This window comes from Cellvibrio sp., from assembly GCF_039207905.1.
Taxonomy (GTDB): Bacteria; Pseudomonadota; Gammaproteobacteria; order Pseudomonadales; family Cellvibrionaceae; genus Cellvibrio.
Genome location: NZ_JBCECX010000029.1, coordinates 44191 through 61000, shown reverse-complemented (window position 1 = coordinate 61000; position 16810 = coordinate 44191). Strand labels below are relative to the sequence as shown.

At 48.9% G+C, this 16810-nt stretch carries 14 protein-coding genes; 12 read left to right on the top strand and 2 right to left on the bottom strand.

Going from position 1 to position 16810, the window contains the following annotated elements; all coding sequences use genetic code 11:
• Positions 1-50 precede the first annotated feature (50 nt).
• From rpsK to rplQ, 4 genes are all read left to right on the top strand, one after another.
• Positions 51-446 carry a 30S ribosomal protein S11 gene (gene rpsK, locus AAGC78_RS16310; protein WP_062059529.1) on the top strand — a complete coding sequence of 132 codons (396 nt, stop codon included), beginning with the start codon at positions 51-53 and terminating at the stop codon, positions 444-446.
• Positions 447-459: 13 nt separating this feature from the next.
• Positions 460-1080, top strand: a complete 621-nt coding sequence (gene rpsD / locus AAGC78_RS16305; protein WP_133684982.1) for a 30S ribosomal protein S4 — start codon at positions 460-462, stop codon at positions 1078-1080.
• Positions 1081-1106: 26 nt separating this feature from the next.
• Positions 1107-2093 carry a DNA-directed RNA polymerase subunit alpha gene (locus tag AAGC78_RS16300; protein WP_062059533.1) on the top strand — a complete coding sequence of 329 codons (987 nt, stop codon included), beginning with the start codon at positions 1107-1109 and terminating at the stop codon, positions 2091-2093.
• A gap of 138 nt (positions 2094-2231) precedes the next feature.
• Positions 2232-2624: a 50S ribosomal protein L17 gene (gene rplQ / locus AAGC78_RS16295; RefSeq protein ID WP_435785163.1), complete on the top strand. Its 393-nt coding sequence runs from the start codon at positions 2232-2234 to the stop codon at positions 2622-2624.
• Positions 2625-3004: 380 nt separating this feature from the next.
• On the opposite strand, the gene uvrA is transcribed toward rplQ, so the two are convergent.
• Positions 3005-5869 (bottom strand): excinuclease ABC subunit UvrA, encoded by a 2865-nt coding sequence (gene uvrA / locus AAGC78_RS16290; protein ID WP_435785162.1) that lies wholly within the window; start codon positions 5867-5869, stop codon positions 3005-3007.
• 260 nt (positions 5870-6129) lie between these two features.
• Here uvrA and AAGC78_RS16285 point away from each other — a divergent pair, with 260 nt between their 5' ends.
• The 8 genes from AAGC78_RS16285 to AAGC78_RS16250 all read left to right on the top strand — a co-directional run bounded on the left by AAGC78_RS16285 (position 6130) and on the right by AAGC78_RS16250 (position 15268).
• On the top strand, positions 6130-7518 hold the full coding sequence (locus tag AAGC78_RS16285; RefSeq protein ID WP_435785161.1) for an MFS transporter: 1389 nt from the start codon (positions 6130-6132) through the stop codon (positions 7516-7518).
• A gap of 98 nt (positions 7519-7616) precedes the next feature.
• Positions 7617-8192 (top strand): single-stranded DNA-binding protein, encoded by a 576-nt coding sequence (gene ssb / locus AAGC78_RS16280; RefSeq protein WP_435785160.1) that lies wholly within the window; start codon positions 7617-7619, stop codon positions 8190-8192.
• Positions 8193-8322: 130 nt separating this feature from the next.
• Positions 8323-9240: a substrate-binding periplasmic protein gene (locus AAGC78_RS16275; protein ID WP_435785159.1), complete on the top strand. Its 918-nt coding sequence runs from the start codon at positions 8323-8325 to the stop codon at positions 9238-9240.
• 298 nt (positions 9241-9538) lie between these two features.
• Entirely contained in the window at positions 9539-10759 is a 1221-nt protein-coding gene (locus AAGC78_RS16270; RefSeq protein WP_435785158.1) for an efflux RND transporter periplasmic adaptor subunit, read from the top strand.
• A 177-nt stretch (positions 10760-10936) separates the two neighbouring features.
• Positions 10937-11671: an ABC transporter ATP-binding protein gene (locus AAGC78_RS16265; RefSeq protein ID WP_435785157.1), complete on the top strand. Its 735-nt coding sequence runs from the start codon at positions 10937-10939 to the stop codon at positions 11669-11671.
• A 2-nt stretch (positions 11672-11673) separates the two neighbouring features.
• A complete protein-coding gene (locus tag AAGC78_RS16260) occupies positions 11674-12831 on the top strand; it encodes an ABC transporter permease (protein WP_435785156.1) in 1158 nt (385 codons plus the stop codon).
• A 2-nt stretch (positions 12832-12833) separates the two neighbouring features.
• Entirely contained in the window at positions 12834-14024 is a 1191-nt protein-coding gene (locus AAGC78_RS16255; protein WP_435785155.1) for an ABC transporter permease, read from the top strand.
• 203 nt (positions 14025-14227) lie between these two features.
• The gene (locus AAGC78_RS16250) at positions 14228-15268 is read left to right on the top strand and encodes a LacI family DNA-binding transcriptional regulator (protein ID WP_435785154.1); all 1041 of its coding nucleotides are present in this window, start codon (positions 14228-14230) and stop codon (positions 15266-15268) included.
• A 66-nt stretch (positions 15269-15334) separates the two neighbouring features.
• Here the strand turns inward: AAGC78_RS16250 and AAGC78_RS16245 are convergent, their stop codons facing one another.
• A complete protein-coding gene (locus AAGC78_RS16245) occupies positions 15335-16801 on the bottom strand; it encodes an MFS transporter (protein WP_435785153.1) in 1467 nt (488 codons plus the stop codon).
• Positions 16802-16810 lie beyond the last annotated feature (9 nt).

The window sequence follows — 16810 nt, the reverse complement described above, 5'->3', positions numbered from 1 at the left end:
CTTACGACTTTCATTCACTTACGGTAACAAATTAGTAGGAAGAAATTGCTATGGCTAAGCCAAGTAATAAAACCACAGCCAAGAAAAAAGTTAAAAAGACGGTGATTGATGGCGTTGCGCACATCCACGCCTCTTTTAACAATACCATCGTGACTATCACTGATCGTCAAGGCAATGCTCTTGCTTGGGCGACCTCCGGTGGTTCTGGTTTCCGTGGTTCACGTAAAAGTACTCCTTTTGCTGCTCAGGTTGCTGCAGAGCGCGCTGGTGAAGCGGCAAAAGAATATGGTTTGAAAAACCTCGACGTCGAAGTTAAGGGCCCAGGCCCAGGTCGCGAATCTGCTGTTCGTGCACTTAACAATGTTGGTTATAAAATTACTAACATTACTGACGTTACGCCGATTCCTCACAACGGCTGTCGTCCGCCGAAGAAACGTCGCGTATAAGGGGGAGTAGAAAATGGCTCGTTATATTGGACCTACCTGTAAACTGTCTCGTCGCGAAGGCACTGATCTTTTTCTTAAAAGTGGTGCGCGCGCTTTAGACTCAAAATGCAAAATTGAAACTGCACCGGGCCAACATGGCCAACGTCGTGGTCGCTTGTCAGACTATGGTGTGCAGTTGCGTGAGAAGCAAAAAGTTCGTCGTATTTACGGCATTCTTGAAAAGCAATTCCGCGGTTATTACAAAGAAGCTGCTCGTCGTAAAGGCGCCAGCGGTGAAAACTTGTTGAAGCTGTTGGAATGCCGCTTGGATAACGTTGTTTATCGTATGGGCTTTGGTTCTACTCGCGCTGAATCACGTCAATTGGTATCACATAAGGCAATCAGCGTTAACGGTAAAACTGTTAATGTTGCATCTTTCCAAGTAGGTGCTGGTGATGTAGTTGCTGTGCGTGAAAAGGCTAAGAAGCAATTGCGCGTTCAAAATGCATTGAATCTGGCTGGTCAACGCAGCAATGTTGAGTGGGTTGATGTAAATAGCGAGAAGAAAGAAGGCGTTTTCAAGCGCGTTCCTGATCGCATTGATTTACCTGCTGACATCAACGAGAACCTCATCGTCGAGCTTTACTCCAAGTAAGGGACGAACCGCTAACAGGTGTGGCTATGCAGACTGCAGTAAACGAATTTTTAACTCCGCGTCATATCGATGTTTCAGAAAGTGGTCCAACTCGCGCTCGCGTGGTGTTGGAGCCTCTGGAGCGTGGCTTTGGACATACTTTAGGCAATGCGTTGCGTCGTATTTTGCTTTCTTCTATGGCCGGTTGTGCCATTACTGAAGTAGAAATCGATGGTGTGTTGCATGAGTACAGCGCAATTGAAGGTGTTCGTGAGGATGTTATTGAAATCCTTCTGAACCTCAAGGGCGTTGCAGTAATTATGCACGGTAAGGATCATGCTGTTCTTACCTTGACCAAAAAAGGCCCGGGCGTTGTTACTGCGGCTGATATTCAAGTTGATCATGATGTGGAAATTAAAAATCCGGATCATGTGATTGCGAATATCACTGGTAATACCGAATTGAAAATGCGCTTGACTATCGCTCGCGGCCGCGGCTATCAGCCTGCAGACAGCCGTCGTCGTGATGATGACGAAAGTCGTGCAATTGGTCGTTTGCAGTTGGATGCTTCTTTCAGTCCTGTTAAGCGTTTGGCTTACAGTGTAGAAAGTGCTCGTGTTGAGCAGCGTACTGATTTGGATAAATTGATTTTGGATCTGGAAACCAACGGGACCATTGATCCGGAAGAGGCTATCCGTCGCGCTGCAACTATTCTGCAGCAACAGCTTGCTGTATTTGTTGATCTCGAAGGTGAGAAACAATCTGCTCCAGAGCAAAAAGAAGAAGCTATCGATCCAATTCTTCTGCGCCCTGTTGACGATTTGGAGCTTACCGTTCGTTCAGCAAATTGCTTGAAAGCAGAAAATATTTACTATATTGGTGATTTGATTCAGCGCACTGAAGTGGAGCTGTTGAAGACGCCAAACTTGGGTAAAAAATCTCTTACCGAAATTAAAGACGTTCTTGCATCACGCGGATTGTCTCTCGGTATGCGTTTGGAGAACTGGCCTCCAGCTAGTTTGAGAAACGACTAAAAACGATGAAATCATGGGTGAGCATCAGATTATCGATGCTTACCCATGATTTTTTATTATTAGTTCGCCCGTGAACTCACTTCGGTGCGGGTGATTAACGAGATTGCTGTTAGCAATCCATTTTGAAGGAAATTTACCATGCGTCATAAATTAACTGGTCGTCAATTAGGCCGTAATGCATCTCACCGTAAAGCTATGTTCCGTAACATGGTTATTTCTTTGGTAGAGCATGAATTAATTAAAACTACTTTGCCGAAAGCAAAAGAGCTGCGTCGTTTTGCAGAACCTTTGATCACTTTGGCTAAAGTGGACAGCGTTGCTAACCGTCGTTTGGCATTCGCTCGTTTGAATAGTAAAGAAGCGGTAGGTAAGTTGTTTAGTCAGCTAGGCCCACGCTACAACACCCGCCCAGGTGGCTATGTTCGTATTTTGAAATGCGGCTTCCGCGCAGGCGATAAAGCACCAATGGCTTATGTTGAATTGGTTGATCGTCCAGCTAAAGAGCTTGCGGCTGCGGTAGATGCTGAATAAGTTTTACTGATTCAGAAAAAAGGCCAGACAGAAATGTCTGGCCTTTTTTATTTGCTCTGGGAAAGGTTTTTATTTCTGTACTAATCAGTATTCAGCCGATGAATTGTTTGGTTGCTCACATTTAATTCTGGGCAACTATGGTCAATGTCGCACAAAACTTTCAGCTTTTGCTGACTTTTTTAGTTGGGGCAAATCGTTAAAATGATCAACACAAGGACGCTGACCAGCACAGGATGTTTTGGTTGGAGGAGTGGTTTCAGGATGAAGCTTATCCATGGATGCGAAGAGAATAAGGCAAGATGCCAGGCCATCATGATGATCGGTTTTCCCAAGCAGGATGCAACGGGGCTTGCAGGATGCAATGCCCCATTTTCTCTTTTTTACTTCTTGCTCGCCCTTGTCGATTTTGCTTTTTTGCTTGGTAGTTTAAGCATTGGAGCCAAAAATCTTCCCGTGTGTGAATAATCCAGCTGGGCAATCTCTTCAGGCGTGCCAGTTGCGATAATTTGCCCGCCGCCGCTTCCGCCTTCAGGCCCCAGATCAACAATCCAATCTGCCGTTTTTATTACATCCAAATTGTGTTCGATAACTACCACTGTGTTGCCGTGATCGCGCAGTCGATGCAGCACATTTAATAATTGTTGGATGTCGTAGAAGTGCAAGCCGGTTGTCGGTTCATCCAGAATATAAAGTGTTTTGCCTGTGTCGCGTTTGGATAACTCTTTTGCGAGTTTCACACGCTGCGCTTCCCCGCCAGAAAGTGTTGTTGCTGACTGCCCCAAGCAAATATACGAAAGACCTACATCAATAAGCGTTTGCAATTTATTGGCAATTGATGGGATAGCATCAAAGAATGCGCGCGCATCCTCAATAGTCATGCCCAACACTTCGTTGATATTTTTTCCTTTGTATTTCACATCCAGTGTTTCGCGATTGTAGCGTTTGCCTTTACAAACATCGCAGGGGACGTATACGTCAGGAAGGAAGTGCATTTCCACTTTAGTGACACCATCGCCCTGACAAGCTTCGCAGCGGCCGCCTTTTACGTTGAAGCTGAAGCGGCCAGGTTGATAACCACGTGAGCGTGATTCTTGGGTGCCGGCAAAGAGTTCGCGAATGGGAGTGAATATGCCGGTATAGGTTGCTGGATTCGAGCGCGGTGTGCGACCAATAGGGCTTTGGTCGATATCCACGCACTTGTCGAATAAATCCAGGCCTTCGATTTCTTCATAAGGTGCTGGGTCGAGAGTTGTTGCGCCGTTTAATGCGGTTGCTGCAAGTGGATGCAGCGTGGCATTGATCAGCGTCGACTTACCTGAGCCGGATACACCAGTAACGCAGGTCATTAATCCCACCGGGATTTCCAAGGTAACATTTTGCAGGTTGTTGCCGGTCGCACCAGAGAGGCGAAGCACTTTCTTTGGGTCAAATGGATTGCGTTGCTCGGGGACTGCAATAGAGCGTGTTCCGCTCAGGTATTGGCCGGTGATGGAATCCTTGTTGGCCATAATGGCTTTGATATTACCTTGCGCAATCACCTGACCGCCGTGAACGCCAGCGCCTGGGCCGATATCGATCACGTGGTCGGCCTGGCGGATAGCGTCTTCATCGTGCTCCACCACGATTACGGTATTGCCGATATCGCGTAAGTGGGTGAGGGTTTTCAGCAGTCGTTCGTTATCGCGTTGATGCAGGCCAATAGAAGGCTCATCAAGGATATACATCACCCCAACCAAGCCGGCGCCGATTTGGCTGGCGAGGCGGATGCGCTGTGCTTCGCCACCGGAAAGAGTTTCGGCGCTGCGATTTAACGTCAGGTAATTCAAGCCAACATCGACCAAAAAGCGGAAGCGGTCGCGCAGCTCCTTCAGGATTTTATCGGCGATACCCGCTTTGCGGCCGGTGAAGGCCAGCTTCATGTAGTACTCGTAAGCGTCGGCAACCGGCATTTCGGTAATTTTGGGCAGCGGGCGCTCATCGATAAATACATTGCGCGCTTCAATACGCAAGCGTGTACCTTCACATTCGGGGCAGGGCTGGCTAGACAGGAATTTGGTCAGGTCCTCGCGCACCGAGTTGGATTCGGTATCGCGATAGCGCCGTTCCATATTGATCAGCACGCCTTCAAAGCTGTGGCTGCGTTTGTACACATCGCCACGATCATTGACGTAATTGAATTCGATAACCTCTTCGCCTGAGCCGTAAAGCACGGCATCGCGCTGCTTAGCTTTGAGTTTGGACCAAGGGGTGTCGACATTAAATCCATAATGTTTCGCGAGCGAGGCGAGCATATGGAAGTAGTAGACGTTGCGTTTATCCCAACCGCGAATTGCGCCTTCAGACAAGCTCAGCGCGGTATCCTGGATTACCTTATCCTCATCAAAAAACTGATGCACGCCCAAGCCGTCGCAGGTCGGGCAGGCGCCCGCTGGGTTATTGAATGAGAACAGGCGCGGTTCGAGTTCGGTCAGGCTGTAATCACAAATCGGGCAGGCGTGTTTTGATGAAAACAAACGGTCGGGCGCTTCACCATCCATATAATTAATGCAGGCGATACCTTCGGAAAGATTCAGCGCCGTCTCAAAGGATTCCGACAGACGCAGCTTTAAATCGTCGCGCACTTTAAAGCGGTCGATTACCACTTCAACGGTGTGTTTCTTTTTCTTGTCGAGTTTGGGCGTGTCATCCAGATCGCAGAGGATGCCGTCGATACGCGCGCGAATAAAACCGTCGCGTTTCAGCTGCTCAAACACATGCAAGTGCTCTCCTTTGCGGTCGCGGATAACCGGCGCCAGCAGCATAAGCTTGGTGCCTTCCGGCAGTGCCAGTGTGGTATCCACCATCTCGCTAATGGTTTGCGCTGTGAGTGGTGCGCCGTGCTCCGGGCAGCGCGGTTCGCCGACGCGGGCGTAGAGTAAACGCAGATAATCGTAAATTTCGGTGATGGTGCCGACGGTGGAGCGGGGGTTGTGTGACGTGGATTTTTGTTCGATCGAAATAGCGGGGCTCAAGCCCTCGACATGATCGACATCCGGTTTTTCCATCATCGACAAAAACTGGCGCGCATAGGTGGACAGCGACTCTACATAGCGGCGCTGACCTTCGGCATAGAGGGTATCAAACGCGAGCGACGATTTCCCTGAGCCGGAGGGGCCGGTAATAACCACCAGCTTGTCGCGCGGGATATCGAGATCAACATTCTTGAGATTGTGGGTGCGTGCACCCCTGACAATAATCTTGTCCATATACTGCGATCCACCTATGGTCATTCAAACGTATGGGCATTCAAAACGGTCGATTATACGTTAATGGTTTGCCAGCAGATGTCAGTAGCACGACATTCTTCTGTAAGTCTTGGTAAACCCTTTGGTAGCGAATTAATGCAATCTTGCGCAGGATTTTTAGGTTGTCGGTGGGACTAGTTGGTACACTGGCGCCCTTTTTAATAAGCGACACTTTTTAATTGATCTACCGATCTTAACTGGACTATCGACGGCCGCTCGCCATGCAAGAACCTGTTTCAACATCCATCACTATTTCTGCCCCTGCGCCCTTTGAGCGCAAGGTCGTGCTGTCGTTAGCGGCGCTGTACACCTTCCGCATGTTCGGGCTGTTTATGCTGCTGCCAGTGCTCGCGCTCTATGGCACCGAGTATGCGCACCACAGTCCTTTTTTACTCGGCTTGGCGTTAGGAGCTTACGGGTTTAGCCAGGCATTGCTGCAAATCCCGTTTGGGGTTTTGTCCGATCGCATTGGGCGCAAGCCGTTAATTCTCGCCGGGCTGGTAATTTTTGTGCTCGGTAGCGTGGTCGCTGCGCTGGCGGAGTCGGTTTACGGTTTGATTCTCGGGCGCTTCCTGCAAGGCGGTGGGGCGATTTCGGCGGTGGTGATGGCGCTGCTGACCGATCTGACATCTGATGAAAACCGCACCAAGGCAATGGCTACTATAGGCGCGTCGATTGGTGTTTCCTTTTCTGTCGCTATGACGGTCGGCCCGTTGCTCGCTGCATGGGGCGGAGTAGGGACGATTTTCTGGTTGACCGCGATTTTGGGTGTGATTGGTATTTATATCCTGCTCAAGCTGGTGCCCGATGTTGCCAAAACTACCACCTCCAAACGCGAGGCAGTTGCCGTCCCCAGTTTGCTTGCGGATACGCTCAAGCATCCGCAATTGGCGCGCTTGAATGTCGGGATTTTTGTGCTGCATTTTGTGTTGATGTCGAGCTTCGTGGTGCTGCCATTAATGCTGCAAGACCAGCTGCAAATCGCGCGCGAATATCATGGCTTGATCTACTTCCCGCTGCTGGCATTTGCGTTTGTATTGATGTTGCCGTTTGTGATCATCGCCGAAAAACGCCGCAAGATTAAGGGCGTATTCTTGATTGCCGTGGCACTGCTGCTGGTCGCCGAGCTGGCGTTGATGCTGGTGTCGTCCAACCGGATTTTTGCGTTGCTGGTGCTGTTTGTATTCTTTATCGCGTTCAACGTATTGGAGGCGACTCAGCCGTCCATGGTGAGCAAGATTGCGCCTGCCGGTGCCAAGGGTACGGCGACCGGGATTTATTCCACCTGCCAAGTGTTGGGTGTATTTGGCGGCGGTGCGCTGGGTGGATGGTTGCTGCAGCACCAAGGCGCTAACGCCGTATTCCTGCTCAATGCGGTATTGGTTTTGATCTGGTTGGTGGTTGCCTGGTCGATGAAACCACCGCACTTCCTCGCCAGCGTATTAATCCCGCTGCGAGGGCAAGATCATCAACGAATTACGGACAGATTGCGCGCCGTCGATGGTGTGGCCGAAGTGGTGATTGTCGCTTCAGAAAATACCATTTATCTCAAAGTTGACCAGAAGCGCGTTGATCGCAAACAGCTAGCGGCGATTGTGGATGAAGTGTAAAGTGTCCGGCGCCCCGCAGGGGCAATAAACAGTAACTCGAAAGCCGCCGAAGTACAAAAACAGAAGGCGGATACTCGGTAAATCAAGAGGAATTTAAAATGGCTCGTGGTATTAACAAAGTAATTTTGATCGGCAATATCGGGCAAGATCCCGAAGTGAAATATATGCCGTCCGGCGGCGCAGTGACCAACGTCAGCGTGGCCACATCAGAGACATGGAAAGACAAAAATACCGGCCAACCTCAAGAGCGTACCGAATGGCATCGCGTGGTGTTTTTTAACCGTCTGGGCGAGATCGCCGGCGAATACCTGAAAAAAGGTTCCAAGGTTTATATCGAAGGCGCATTGCGCACTCGTAAGTGGCAGGCGCAAGACGGCACTGACCGCTACACCACCGAGATCGTTGCCAGCGAGATGCAAATGCTTGATGGTCGTGGTGACAATACCGGCATGGGCGGCGGCGCAGCTATGGGCGCAGCGGCTATCGCCAACAGCTTTGACCAAACCCCGCAATACAACAACGCGCCAGCCCAGGGTGGATACAACCAGGGTGGTGGTTTTAATCAGCAGGGCGGTGGCAACTTCAATCAGCAACCTAATCGCCAACAACCGGCGCAACAGCCGCCGCAGCAACCAGCTGGATTTGACTCGTTTGATGACGATATTCCCTTCTGACGAACAGCTGGCATTTTGATATCTTTAACAGGGCGCGCTTACACCAAGCTGCGCCCTGTTTCATTTGGGCTGGACTGTTTCATTTGTGTCAGAAACGCCCACCAATAATAACTATCGGGAGATTTAATCCATGTCGGCTCAAGGTCAAACTTTTTCAGTGATGTTCAAGGCAAAAACAATCGTCGCATTAGCGCTGGTTGGATTGTGGAGTTGCGGTGCGATTGCAGCGGCAGAAAAGCCGGCAAAAACAGCGGCGGTAACTCAGGTTAAATTGTGGAATGGCAATAAAACCCAATCGCGCCAGCGGTATGAGCGCGAAGTATTGGAGGCCGCGCTCAAGGCGACCAAAGCATCGCACGGCAAATGGAATCTGCAGGAAGATTTGACCGATTATCCGCTCGCCGCCGATGAGGCCAGCGTATTTCGCAGCAAGGGTTTCGATATTTTCGGCACAGTCGCGGGCAATACCAAATTGGCCGACGAAAAGAAAACCCTTATTCCGCTACCGTTGATGAAAGGCTTATTGGGTTATCGCATCCTGATTATCCGCGCTGCCGATAAAGAAAAGTTTGCTGCGATTAAATCGGCGCAACAATTACAGCAATTGCGTTTGGGCATTCCCAGCACCTGGGCAGATGCCGAGTTGTTTCGCCAGAACGGTTACAAAGTCGAAGAAAAGGGCAGCTTTGATGATTTGTTTACCCGCTTGGAAAATAACGAGTTTGATTATGTGTCCTTCGGCGCTAACGAGGTTGCGGGTGTATTTGCCGAGCGTGCGGCCAAATCAGGCAAGTTGATGGTCGATTCATCGCTGCTGGTTTATTACCCTTTCCCGCTGGTGTTTTATGTAAACCCAAACAATCCCGAGTTGGCGAAGCGCGTAACCCAGGGGGTGCAAACCATTACAGCGAACGGCAAGTTGGATAAGATTTTTAATCGCTATTTTGGCGCCGATTTAAAGGCATTGAATCTGTCAGATCGAACCAAAATTACCCTTAAAAATCCAATCCTGCCTGCTGAAATGGCCGATTTTTCACCCTCGATTTAATCTCCATGCGGGTGATGTTTGTCACCCGCATTCCATGACATTGGCTGCTATTGCGGCCAATTGCTTTCTCATATGCTGGTCCCATCCAAACGTCACATTGTTTTCCGATTCGCGCTGCAGTTGTTCAAACTAAAACTTCTAGGCGCAAGCGCCAGTCTTGCGTAATATGCGGGCGGTAATATGCGTAAGTTAGTCAAAATAAACGCATAAACCCGATCAGCGCTTCCGGCGAAGTTTTTAGTAGCATTGCTAAAAATCGTACAGGGCAAGTATTAAACAATAATGGGCAGAACATATTGTGACGAATCAAGACGAACTCCTATCCCAGTTGCGCATTAATCGCGACCAAGCTGCAGACAAAACCAACTCCACCCGCCTGTGGATAGGCGCAGCAGTTGTTGCGGCAGTTGCCATTATCGGCTTCTCGCTGCTAGGTGAGGGCGATCCGGTCAAAGTGCAGGTTGAGATGGCGCGTATGGCGGTGCCAGATTCGTCGTCGGCAACAGTACTTGATGCAACTGGTTATGTAGTGGCGCGCCGCATTTCTACCGTGTCTTCCAAGGTGACCGGGCGTGTCGCAGAGATTTATGTTGAAGAAGGGCAGCAGGTCGAGAAGGATCAGATAGTTGCACGTCTGGATGATGCCAATACGGTTAAATCAGTTGAGCTGAGCAAAGCAGAATTGCGCTCCGCGAAAACTCTGGTAGTTGAAACTGAGGCGCGTTTGACTGAGGCCAAATTAACCCTGGAGCGCAACACCGAGTTGGCGCGTCAGCAATTGGTGAGTGCCGCTGCATTGGATAAAGCGCGCGCTGATTTTGAATCGCTGCGTGCGCAACTGGATGCACGCAATGCCGACGTTGATGTAAGCCGCAAGCGTTTGGCACTGCAACAACAAAATCTGGATGACCTGACGCTGCGTGCGCCGTTTACCGGCGTGGTGATCAGTAAGGATTCACAACCGGGCGAAATGATTTCCCCTATCTCGGCGGGCGGCGGATTTACCCGTACCGGTATTTGTACATTGGTGGATATGTCTTCACTGGAAATTGAAGTGGACGTAAATGAATCCTACATCCAGCGCGTGCGCGATGAGCAATTTGTGCAAGCGGTATTGGAAGCTTATCCGGATTGGAAAATTCCCGCGAAAGTGATCGCCATTATTCCAGCAGCAGATCGCCAGAAAGCGACGGTAAAAGTGCGTATCGGTTTTCAAGTGAGCGACTCGCGTATCCTGCCTGATATGGGGGTGAAGGTTGGTTTTATGAATGCAGAACCTGTTGCGCAAGAAAAACCGAAAGAGCCATTGGGGGTGCGCGTGCCGATCAGTGCAGTGCGTAACGATGGGGAAAACAAATATATTTTTGTGGTGAAAGACGGCGTTGCCGAGTTGCGCAAAATAACCCTGAATGCGAGCTATGGTAATGATGTTTATATCGGCACCGGCCTGCGCCCGGGCGAAGATTTTGTTATCGATATTCCGCCGGAATTAAAAGATGGCGCAAAAGTAGAATTGTAATTTCGCTTTAACAAATTGGTAAAAAGTAAACCTCACTGGTTGTGCACCAGTGAGGTGGATAAGAATAAAATCTACACGCACGCTTGATCGTATTCGATTTCAGTTTTCCCGTTTTAATATCAGTTATTTTTTTTCTGTCTCATGTCTCGCGTTCTAGTCTAACATCCTGGAGGATTTATGACGGCTCTTGAATCTCAATCACTGGTTACCGATGAATTATTGGTGCAGCTAAAAGGCATTGCAAAGCTATACAAAAAAGGAAAAGAGCAGGTGAAGGTGTTATCCAATCTTGATCTGGATATTCATCGCGGTGATTTTCTGGCGCTTATGGGGCCGTCTGGTTCAGGTAAAACAACGCTGCTAAATTTGCTGGGCGGATTGGATAAACCCAGCTCCGGCGAATTGATTATTGGTGGCCAGCGATTGGATCAAATGTCGTCATCGCAGCTCACCAAATGGCGCGCGCGCCACGTCGGATTTATCTTCCAGTTTTACAATTTAATGCCGGTATTAACGGCCGAAAAAAATGTAGAGCTACCGTTACTGCTGACGAATTTGTCGAGCAAAGAGCGCAAGCATCACGTTGCGGCGGCATTGGAATTGGTTGGATTGTCCAACCGCGCCAAACATTATCCGAGTGAGTTGTCTGGCGGTCAGGAGCAGCGGGTAGCGATTGCACGAGCGTTGGTAAGCGATCCGGATTTATTATTGTGTGACGAGCCCACCGGTGACTTGGATCGCGCCACTGCCGATGAAATTCTTGCGCTCTTGCAAACGCTCAATCAGCAACAACAAAAAACCATCATCATGGTTACTCACGACCCGCGCGCAGCAGATCACGCGCGCCACATTTTGCATATGGACAAAGGGGCGCTGGTAAATGATGGTCGCACAACTCATGCGGAGCACTGATCATGTATTACTTACAGTTTTTATTGAGTAATCTCGGGCGGAAAAAAGTTCGCACTATTTTAACCTTGCTCTCCATCATGATCGCTTTTTTGTTGTTTGGTTTGCTGCGCAGTTTAGCTGCCGCCTTTGACCAAGGCGCAGAAATTGCGGGCGAAGATCGCCTGATCAGCATCAACAAAATTTCATTGATTCAGCCGTTGCCAGAAGCCTATCTAGCCAAAGTACAAGCATTGGATGGTGTCGATAAAGCAACTTCAGCGAATTGGTTTGGTGGTTATTATCAAGAGGCGAAAAACCAGTTTCCACAATTCCCGGTTGTCGCTGACGATTATTTTGATATTTACAGCAATATGATCAGCTTGCCGCCAGAGCAAATGAAAGCCTGGAAAAGCAATCGTATTGGCGTAGTGATTGGTGAAGGTTTGGTAAAACGGTTTAACTGGAAAATCGGTGACCGCATTCCATTGATTGGATTATTCCCGCGCGAAGATGGCAGCACTACCTGGGAGTTTGTAGTAGAGGGCATTTACGAAACCAAAAGCAAAAGTGCTGACGTGAATACCATGCTGATGCATTACGACTATTTTGATGAGGCACGCCAATATGCCAAAGGTACTTTAGGCTGGTTGGTTATCCGTGTGAAAGATCCGAAGCAAGCTGTGCAAGTAGCAACTGCAGTTGATGCGCTGTTTTCCAATTCTCCCGCTGAAACAAAAACCAGTAGTGAAAAAGAATTTGCTAAATCCTTTGCCAAACAATTTGGCGATATAGGGTTAATCACTACGCTCATTTTAGGCGCAGTGTTTTTCACAATGCTGTTAGTGGCTGGCAATACCATGGCGCAATCGTTTCGCGAGCGCATCCCTGAGCTGGCTATTCTCAAAACCCTCGGTTTTTCAGATCGCGCGGTGATGATAATGGTGCTGATGGAAGCAATTGCAATTTCATTAATTGGTGGTCTGGCGGGATTGTTGTTGGCGAAATTAATGATCACCGGCGCTGCAGTCAGTATGGCATCAACCCTGCCGGGGTTAAATTTATCCGGCGTGATGATGCTGGTTGGTGTCGGGTTGATGCTGGCCTTCGGTGTGCTCACCGGCTTTATTCCTGCGCTACAAGGGTTAAGGCTGAATATTGTTACTGCGTTGCGGAGGCGTTAATTATGTTTAATGCATTTGCTCAAATTATTACCATCACACTGATGAACCTGCGTAACTTGCCGCAGCGTCTGGGTACATCTTCTGTTGCTGTATTTGGTGTCGCTTGTGTGGTCGGTGTATTTATCGGTGTACTGTCTATGGCGAGCGGTTTTCAGCGCACCATGGTAAATGCCGGCTCTGAAGATGTGCTCATGCTAATGCGCTCGGGGGCCACCACTGAAATGAATAGCGGTGTGGGTTTTGAACAAACACAAGCAATTGCCAATCTGCCCGGTATTGCAAAACAGGATGGCAAGCCACTGAGTTCTCCCGAGTTGTTTGTTATTGTCGATATGCCTATGCGCCATAAAGATGCTGGAGCCAATGCGCCTATGCGCGGGGTAGAGCCAGCGGCTTTTGCATTGCGCAAACAATTCAAGATTGTCGAAGGGCGCAATTTCACGCCCGGCAAAAATGAATTGATCGTTGGTCGCGGAGCGCAAAAACAATTTGCCAATATGAATGTTGGTGCAGTGATAAAACTCGGCCAAACCGAGTGGACTGTAGTGGGAGTATTTGAAGCGGGTGGTGGATTAGCTGAGTCGGAAATTTGGTGCGATGCCAAAATTTTGCAAAATGCTTACCGTCGCGGCAACAGCTATCAAATCGTGCGCATCCAATTGGAAAATAAAAATGGCTTGGCAGATTTTAAAGCGGCAGTAGCAACTGATCCCACATTAAATTTGGATATTAAGCGCGAAACAGAATATCTCTCCGATCAAGCAGAACCACTCAGTAAATTTATTAAGCTGATTGGTTATCCGCTGGCGATGTTGATGGCGCTAGGTGCAATTTTTGGTGCGGTTAATACCATGTATACATCTGTATCCAATCGCACACGTGAAATTGCCACACTGCGTGCCCTTGGGTTTGGTTCTACCCCTGTTGCTATATCCACGCTGGTGGAGTCATTAGTCTTAGCAATTGTTGGCGGTCTGATCGGCTCGCTTGTGGTTTACCTGGTGTTCAATGGCTACACCGTATCAACACTGAATTTTGCGAGCTTTAGCCAGGTTGTGTTTGATTTTGCAGTAACGCCGGACCTATTAATACAAGGGATTATTTTCGCAACAGTGATCGGTTTTATTGGCGGTTTTTTTCCCGCTATACGTGCGGCTCGCTTGCCTGTAGCAACTGCTCTGCGAGAGGTATAAACCGGTTCATCGTCCAGTTGTACCGCAGTTATCTAAAAAGCCTCTGCCAAGCAGGGGCTTTTTAGTTGGGACAACCTTGTCCTGAGTTCTGTCGCTGAGCCGTAGTCAATCCTGCTGTACGAAGATAGGGGGGTGATGTAGTATCTCTGCTATATCAAAACAACAAATACAACAAAAATAGATCTGCAGCGAGGGTAGAGAGCGTGAAAGACGATAAACCCACATCATTTGATATCGCCTATAAAGCGGGCGTGTCCCAATCTACTGTGTCCCGCGCGTTGCGCAACAGCCCGTTGGTCAATGAAGAGACCCGCCTCAAGGTTCAGCAAATTGCCCGCGAGTTGAATTACAAGGTAGATAAGAATGCGAGCAGTTTGCGTTCCCAGCAAAGCAAAACAATCGCACTTTTATTGTGCGAAGATCAGGGCACCGGCAGCTCGCTGATCAATCCATTTTTCTTATCGATGCTCGGCAGTATCACACGTGCAACGGCAAAGCGCGGTTTTGATTTGCTGATTTCGTTCCAACAATTTAGTGAGGATTGGCATGCAGACTATGAAGATGCCAACCGTGCTGACGGTATTATTTTTTTAGGTTACGGCGATTACGAAACCTTTGTAAAAAAACTCACTTATCTCACTGAAGTCGGTGCACACTTTATTACCTGGGGGCCAGTGCTTGAAGGGCAACCGGGAGTGTCAATCGGCTGCGATAATTTTAATAGCGCCTATAACGCCGCAAAACATTTGTTATCGTTAGGGCGAAAAAATATCGCCTTCCTCGGCGACGTTTCCGAACACAGCCCTGAGTTCGCGGATCGCTACCACGGCTTCTGTAAAGCGCTGCAAGAAGCGGGAATAGAAGCTAACCCCAAACTGCAGGTCGCAGCAGAAACATCGGAAGAGGAAGGCTACAAAGCCACACTGAGTTTGTTGCAGCGTCGCTTGCCATTTGACGCCATATTTGGTGCGAGTGACTTGATCGCCATCGGCGCCATGAAAGCATTGGAAGAAGCGGGAATGCATATCCCGCAGGATGTTGCGGTAATGGGTTTCGATGATATTCCAATGGCTTCCTACACCCATCCACCACTATCTACAGTGCAACAAGATACCTTGCTTGCCGGTGAATTATTGGTTGAGAATTTATTGATGCTGGTCGACGGTGAAAGACCTGAATCCATGCTGCTCCCCGCCAAATTAATTGTGCGCGGATCTTGCGGAGCTAAACCATTTAAAAAATAATTTTCCGGAAAATAAAAAAGCCTGCCGTTGTAAAGCGACAGGCTTTTGTATTGCGTGGAAAATTTATTAATGTGTTTGAGTTACAAGCTCGCTTTCATCACCGGAATCCTTCACGAAGTACACTGCGATTGCTCCCAGCACCATTGAAGCTCCCGCGAGCACTACGATATAAATCGCTTCGTTGTTAAATACGTATTTCAAAATTTGTCCGGCAACCAAGCCGGATACAATTTGTGGGGCAGCGATGGTGAAATTGAAAATTCCCATGTAAACGCCGGTTTTATCGGCTGGTAATGAGCCTGCAAGGATTGCGTAGGGCATGGCGAGAATGGCGGCCCAGGCGATGCCGATGCCGATCATCGGGATTAATAAATCCAGTGCTCCCTGCGGTACTTCTACATGAGTAATGAGCAAGTTGACGTGCACAATTTCGGTGTTTTGGAAAAGCAAAAAGCTCATGTAACCCAAGCCACCGGCAAGTAGTGAAAGTGAGTAGGTGAGTTTGCGGCCAATGCGATTGGCGATGCGTGTTAGCACAATAGAAAAGAGTGCGGCGAACAATGAGTAAGCGGCAAAAATAATCCCCACCCAGTCACCGGCGGCGCCTTTTGCGGCGGCAATTTCTTGCGGGATTGCATCAAGCGAATGCAAATAGCTAGCATCAAACCATTTGGCTTCTATGCCCCAAATATATTGTGTAATCGCCGGTGTGGTGTAGACCCACATAATAAAAAGTGAAAACCAGGAGAAGAATTGCACCACGGCAAGTTGACGCATGGTTTTCGGCATATTGATAAATAATTGCCAGAAATTAGCGAGGCGCACACCGAGTGATGGTTTTATTTCTGGTGTGGTAACCGGTGTTAAGCCTTTGTAGCGATAGTAATCGGCCGGTGCATATTCTTTGGTGCGGATTACTGTCCAGAGCACTGCGACAAATAATGCGCTCGCACCTATATAGAAAGCCCAGGTTACGGTTGGGGCGACTTCGCCTTTGGGTGCAGAGTTTTCCAAGCCAATGACGTTGGTGAGCACAAACGGCAAGATAGAGCCGATCACCGCGCCGATATTAATCAGCAGCGCCTGAATTGAATAGCCGAGTGTGCGTTGTTCGTTGGGCACCATATCGGCAACCAGAGCGCGGAAGGGTTGCATGGTCACGTTAAATGCGCCGTCCATTAAGGCCAGCATCAAGCCGCCAAATAGCATCGGTGCCATAAAGGTAACAAAGAGCGATGCATTGGGCATTAACAGCATTCCCAGTGCCGCTGCAATTGCACCACCGAGGATGTAAGGGCGACGACGACCAATTCGATTCCAGGTGCGATCAGAAGCGGCGCCGACAATCGGCTGCACTAACAACCCCATAATGGGTGCAGCTAGCCAAAAGAGTGAGAGTGAGTGTAAGTCGGCACCGAGATCGGAAAGTACGCGGCTGACGTTGGCATTTTGCAATGCAAAACCAAGTTGCACCCCGAGGAAGCCGAAACTGACGTTCCACACTTGCCAAAAGGGGAGAGTGGGTTGTTTCATCGTGTTGTT

What these genes read in the sequence shown, in the direction of transcription:
- rplQ (WP_435785163.1), top strand. Translation starts at nt 2,232, where the DNA reads ATGCGTCATAAATTAACTGGTCGTCAATTAGGCCGTAATGCATCTCAC.
- rpsK (WP_062059529.1), top strand. Translation starts at nt 51, where the DNA reads ATGGCTAAGCCAAGTAATAAAACCACAGCCAAGAAAAAAGTTAAAAAG.
- AAGC78_RS16255 (WP_435785155.1), top strand. Translation starts at nt 12,834, where the DNA reads ATGTTTAATGCATTTGCTCAAATTATTACCATCACACTGATGAACCTG.
- AAGC78_RS16265 (WP_435785157.1), top strand. Translation starts at nt 10,937, where the DNA reads ATGACGGCTCTTGAATCTCAATCACTGGTTACCGATGAATTATTGGTG.
- AAGC78_RS16260 (WP_435785156.1), top strand. Translation starts at nt 11,674, where the DNA reads ATGTATTACTTACAGTTTTTATTGAGTAATCTCGGGCGGAAAAAAGTT.
- AAGC78_RS16275 (WP_435785159.1), top strand. Translation starts at nt 8,323, where the DNA reads ATGTCGGCTCAAGGTCAAACTTTTTCAGTGATGTTCAAGGCAAAAACA.
- AAGC78_RS16245 (WP_435785153.1), bottom strand. Translation starts at nt 16,801, where the DNA reads ATGAAACAACCCACTCTCCCCTTTTGGCAAGTGTGGAACGTCAGTTTC.
- rpsD (WP_133684982.1), top strand. Translation starts at nt 460, where the DNA reads ATGGCTCGTTATATTGGACCTACCTGTAAACTGTCTCGTCGCGAAGGC.
- AAGC78_RS16285 (WP_435785161.1), top strand. Translation starts at nt 6,130, where the DNA reads ATGCAAGAACCTGTTTCAACATCCATCACTATTTCTGCCCCTGCGCCC.
- AAGC78_RS16300 (WP_062059533.1), top strand. Translation starts at nt 1,107, where the DNA reads ATGCAGACTGCAGTAAACGAATTTTTAACTCCGCGTCATATCGATGTT.
- ssb (WP_435785160.1), top strand. Translation starts at nt 7,617, where the DNA reads ATGGCTCGTGGTATTAACAAAGTAATTTTGATCGGCAATATCGGGCAA.
- uvrA (WP_435785162.1), bottom strand. Translation starts at nt 5,869, where the DNA reads ATGGACAAGATTATTGTCAGGGGTGCACGCACCCACAATCTCAAGAAT.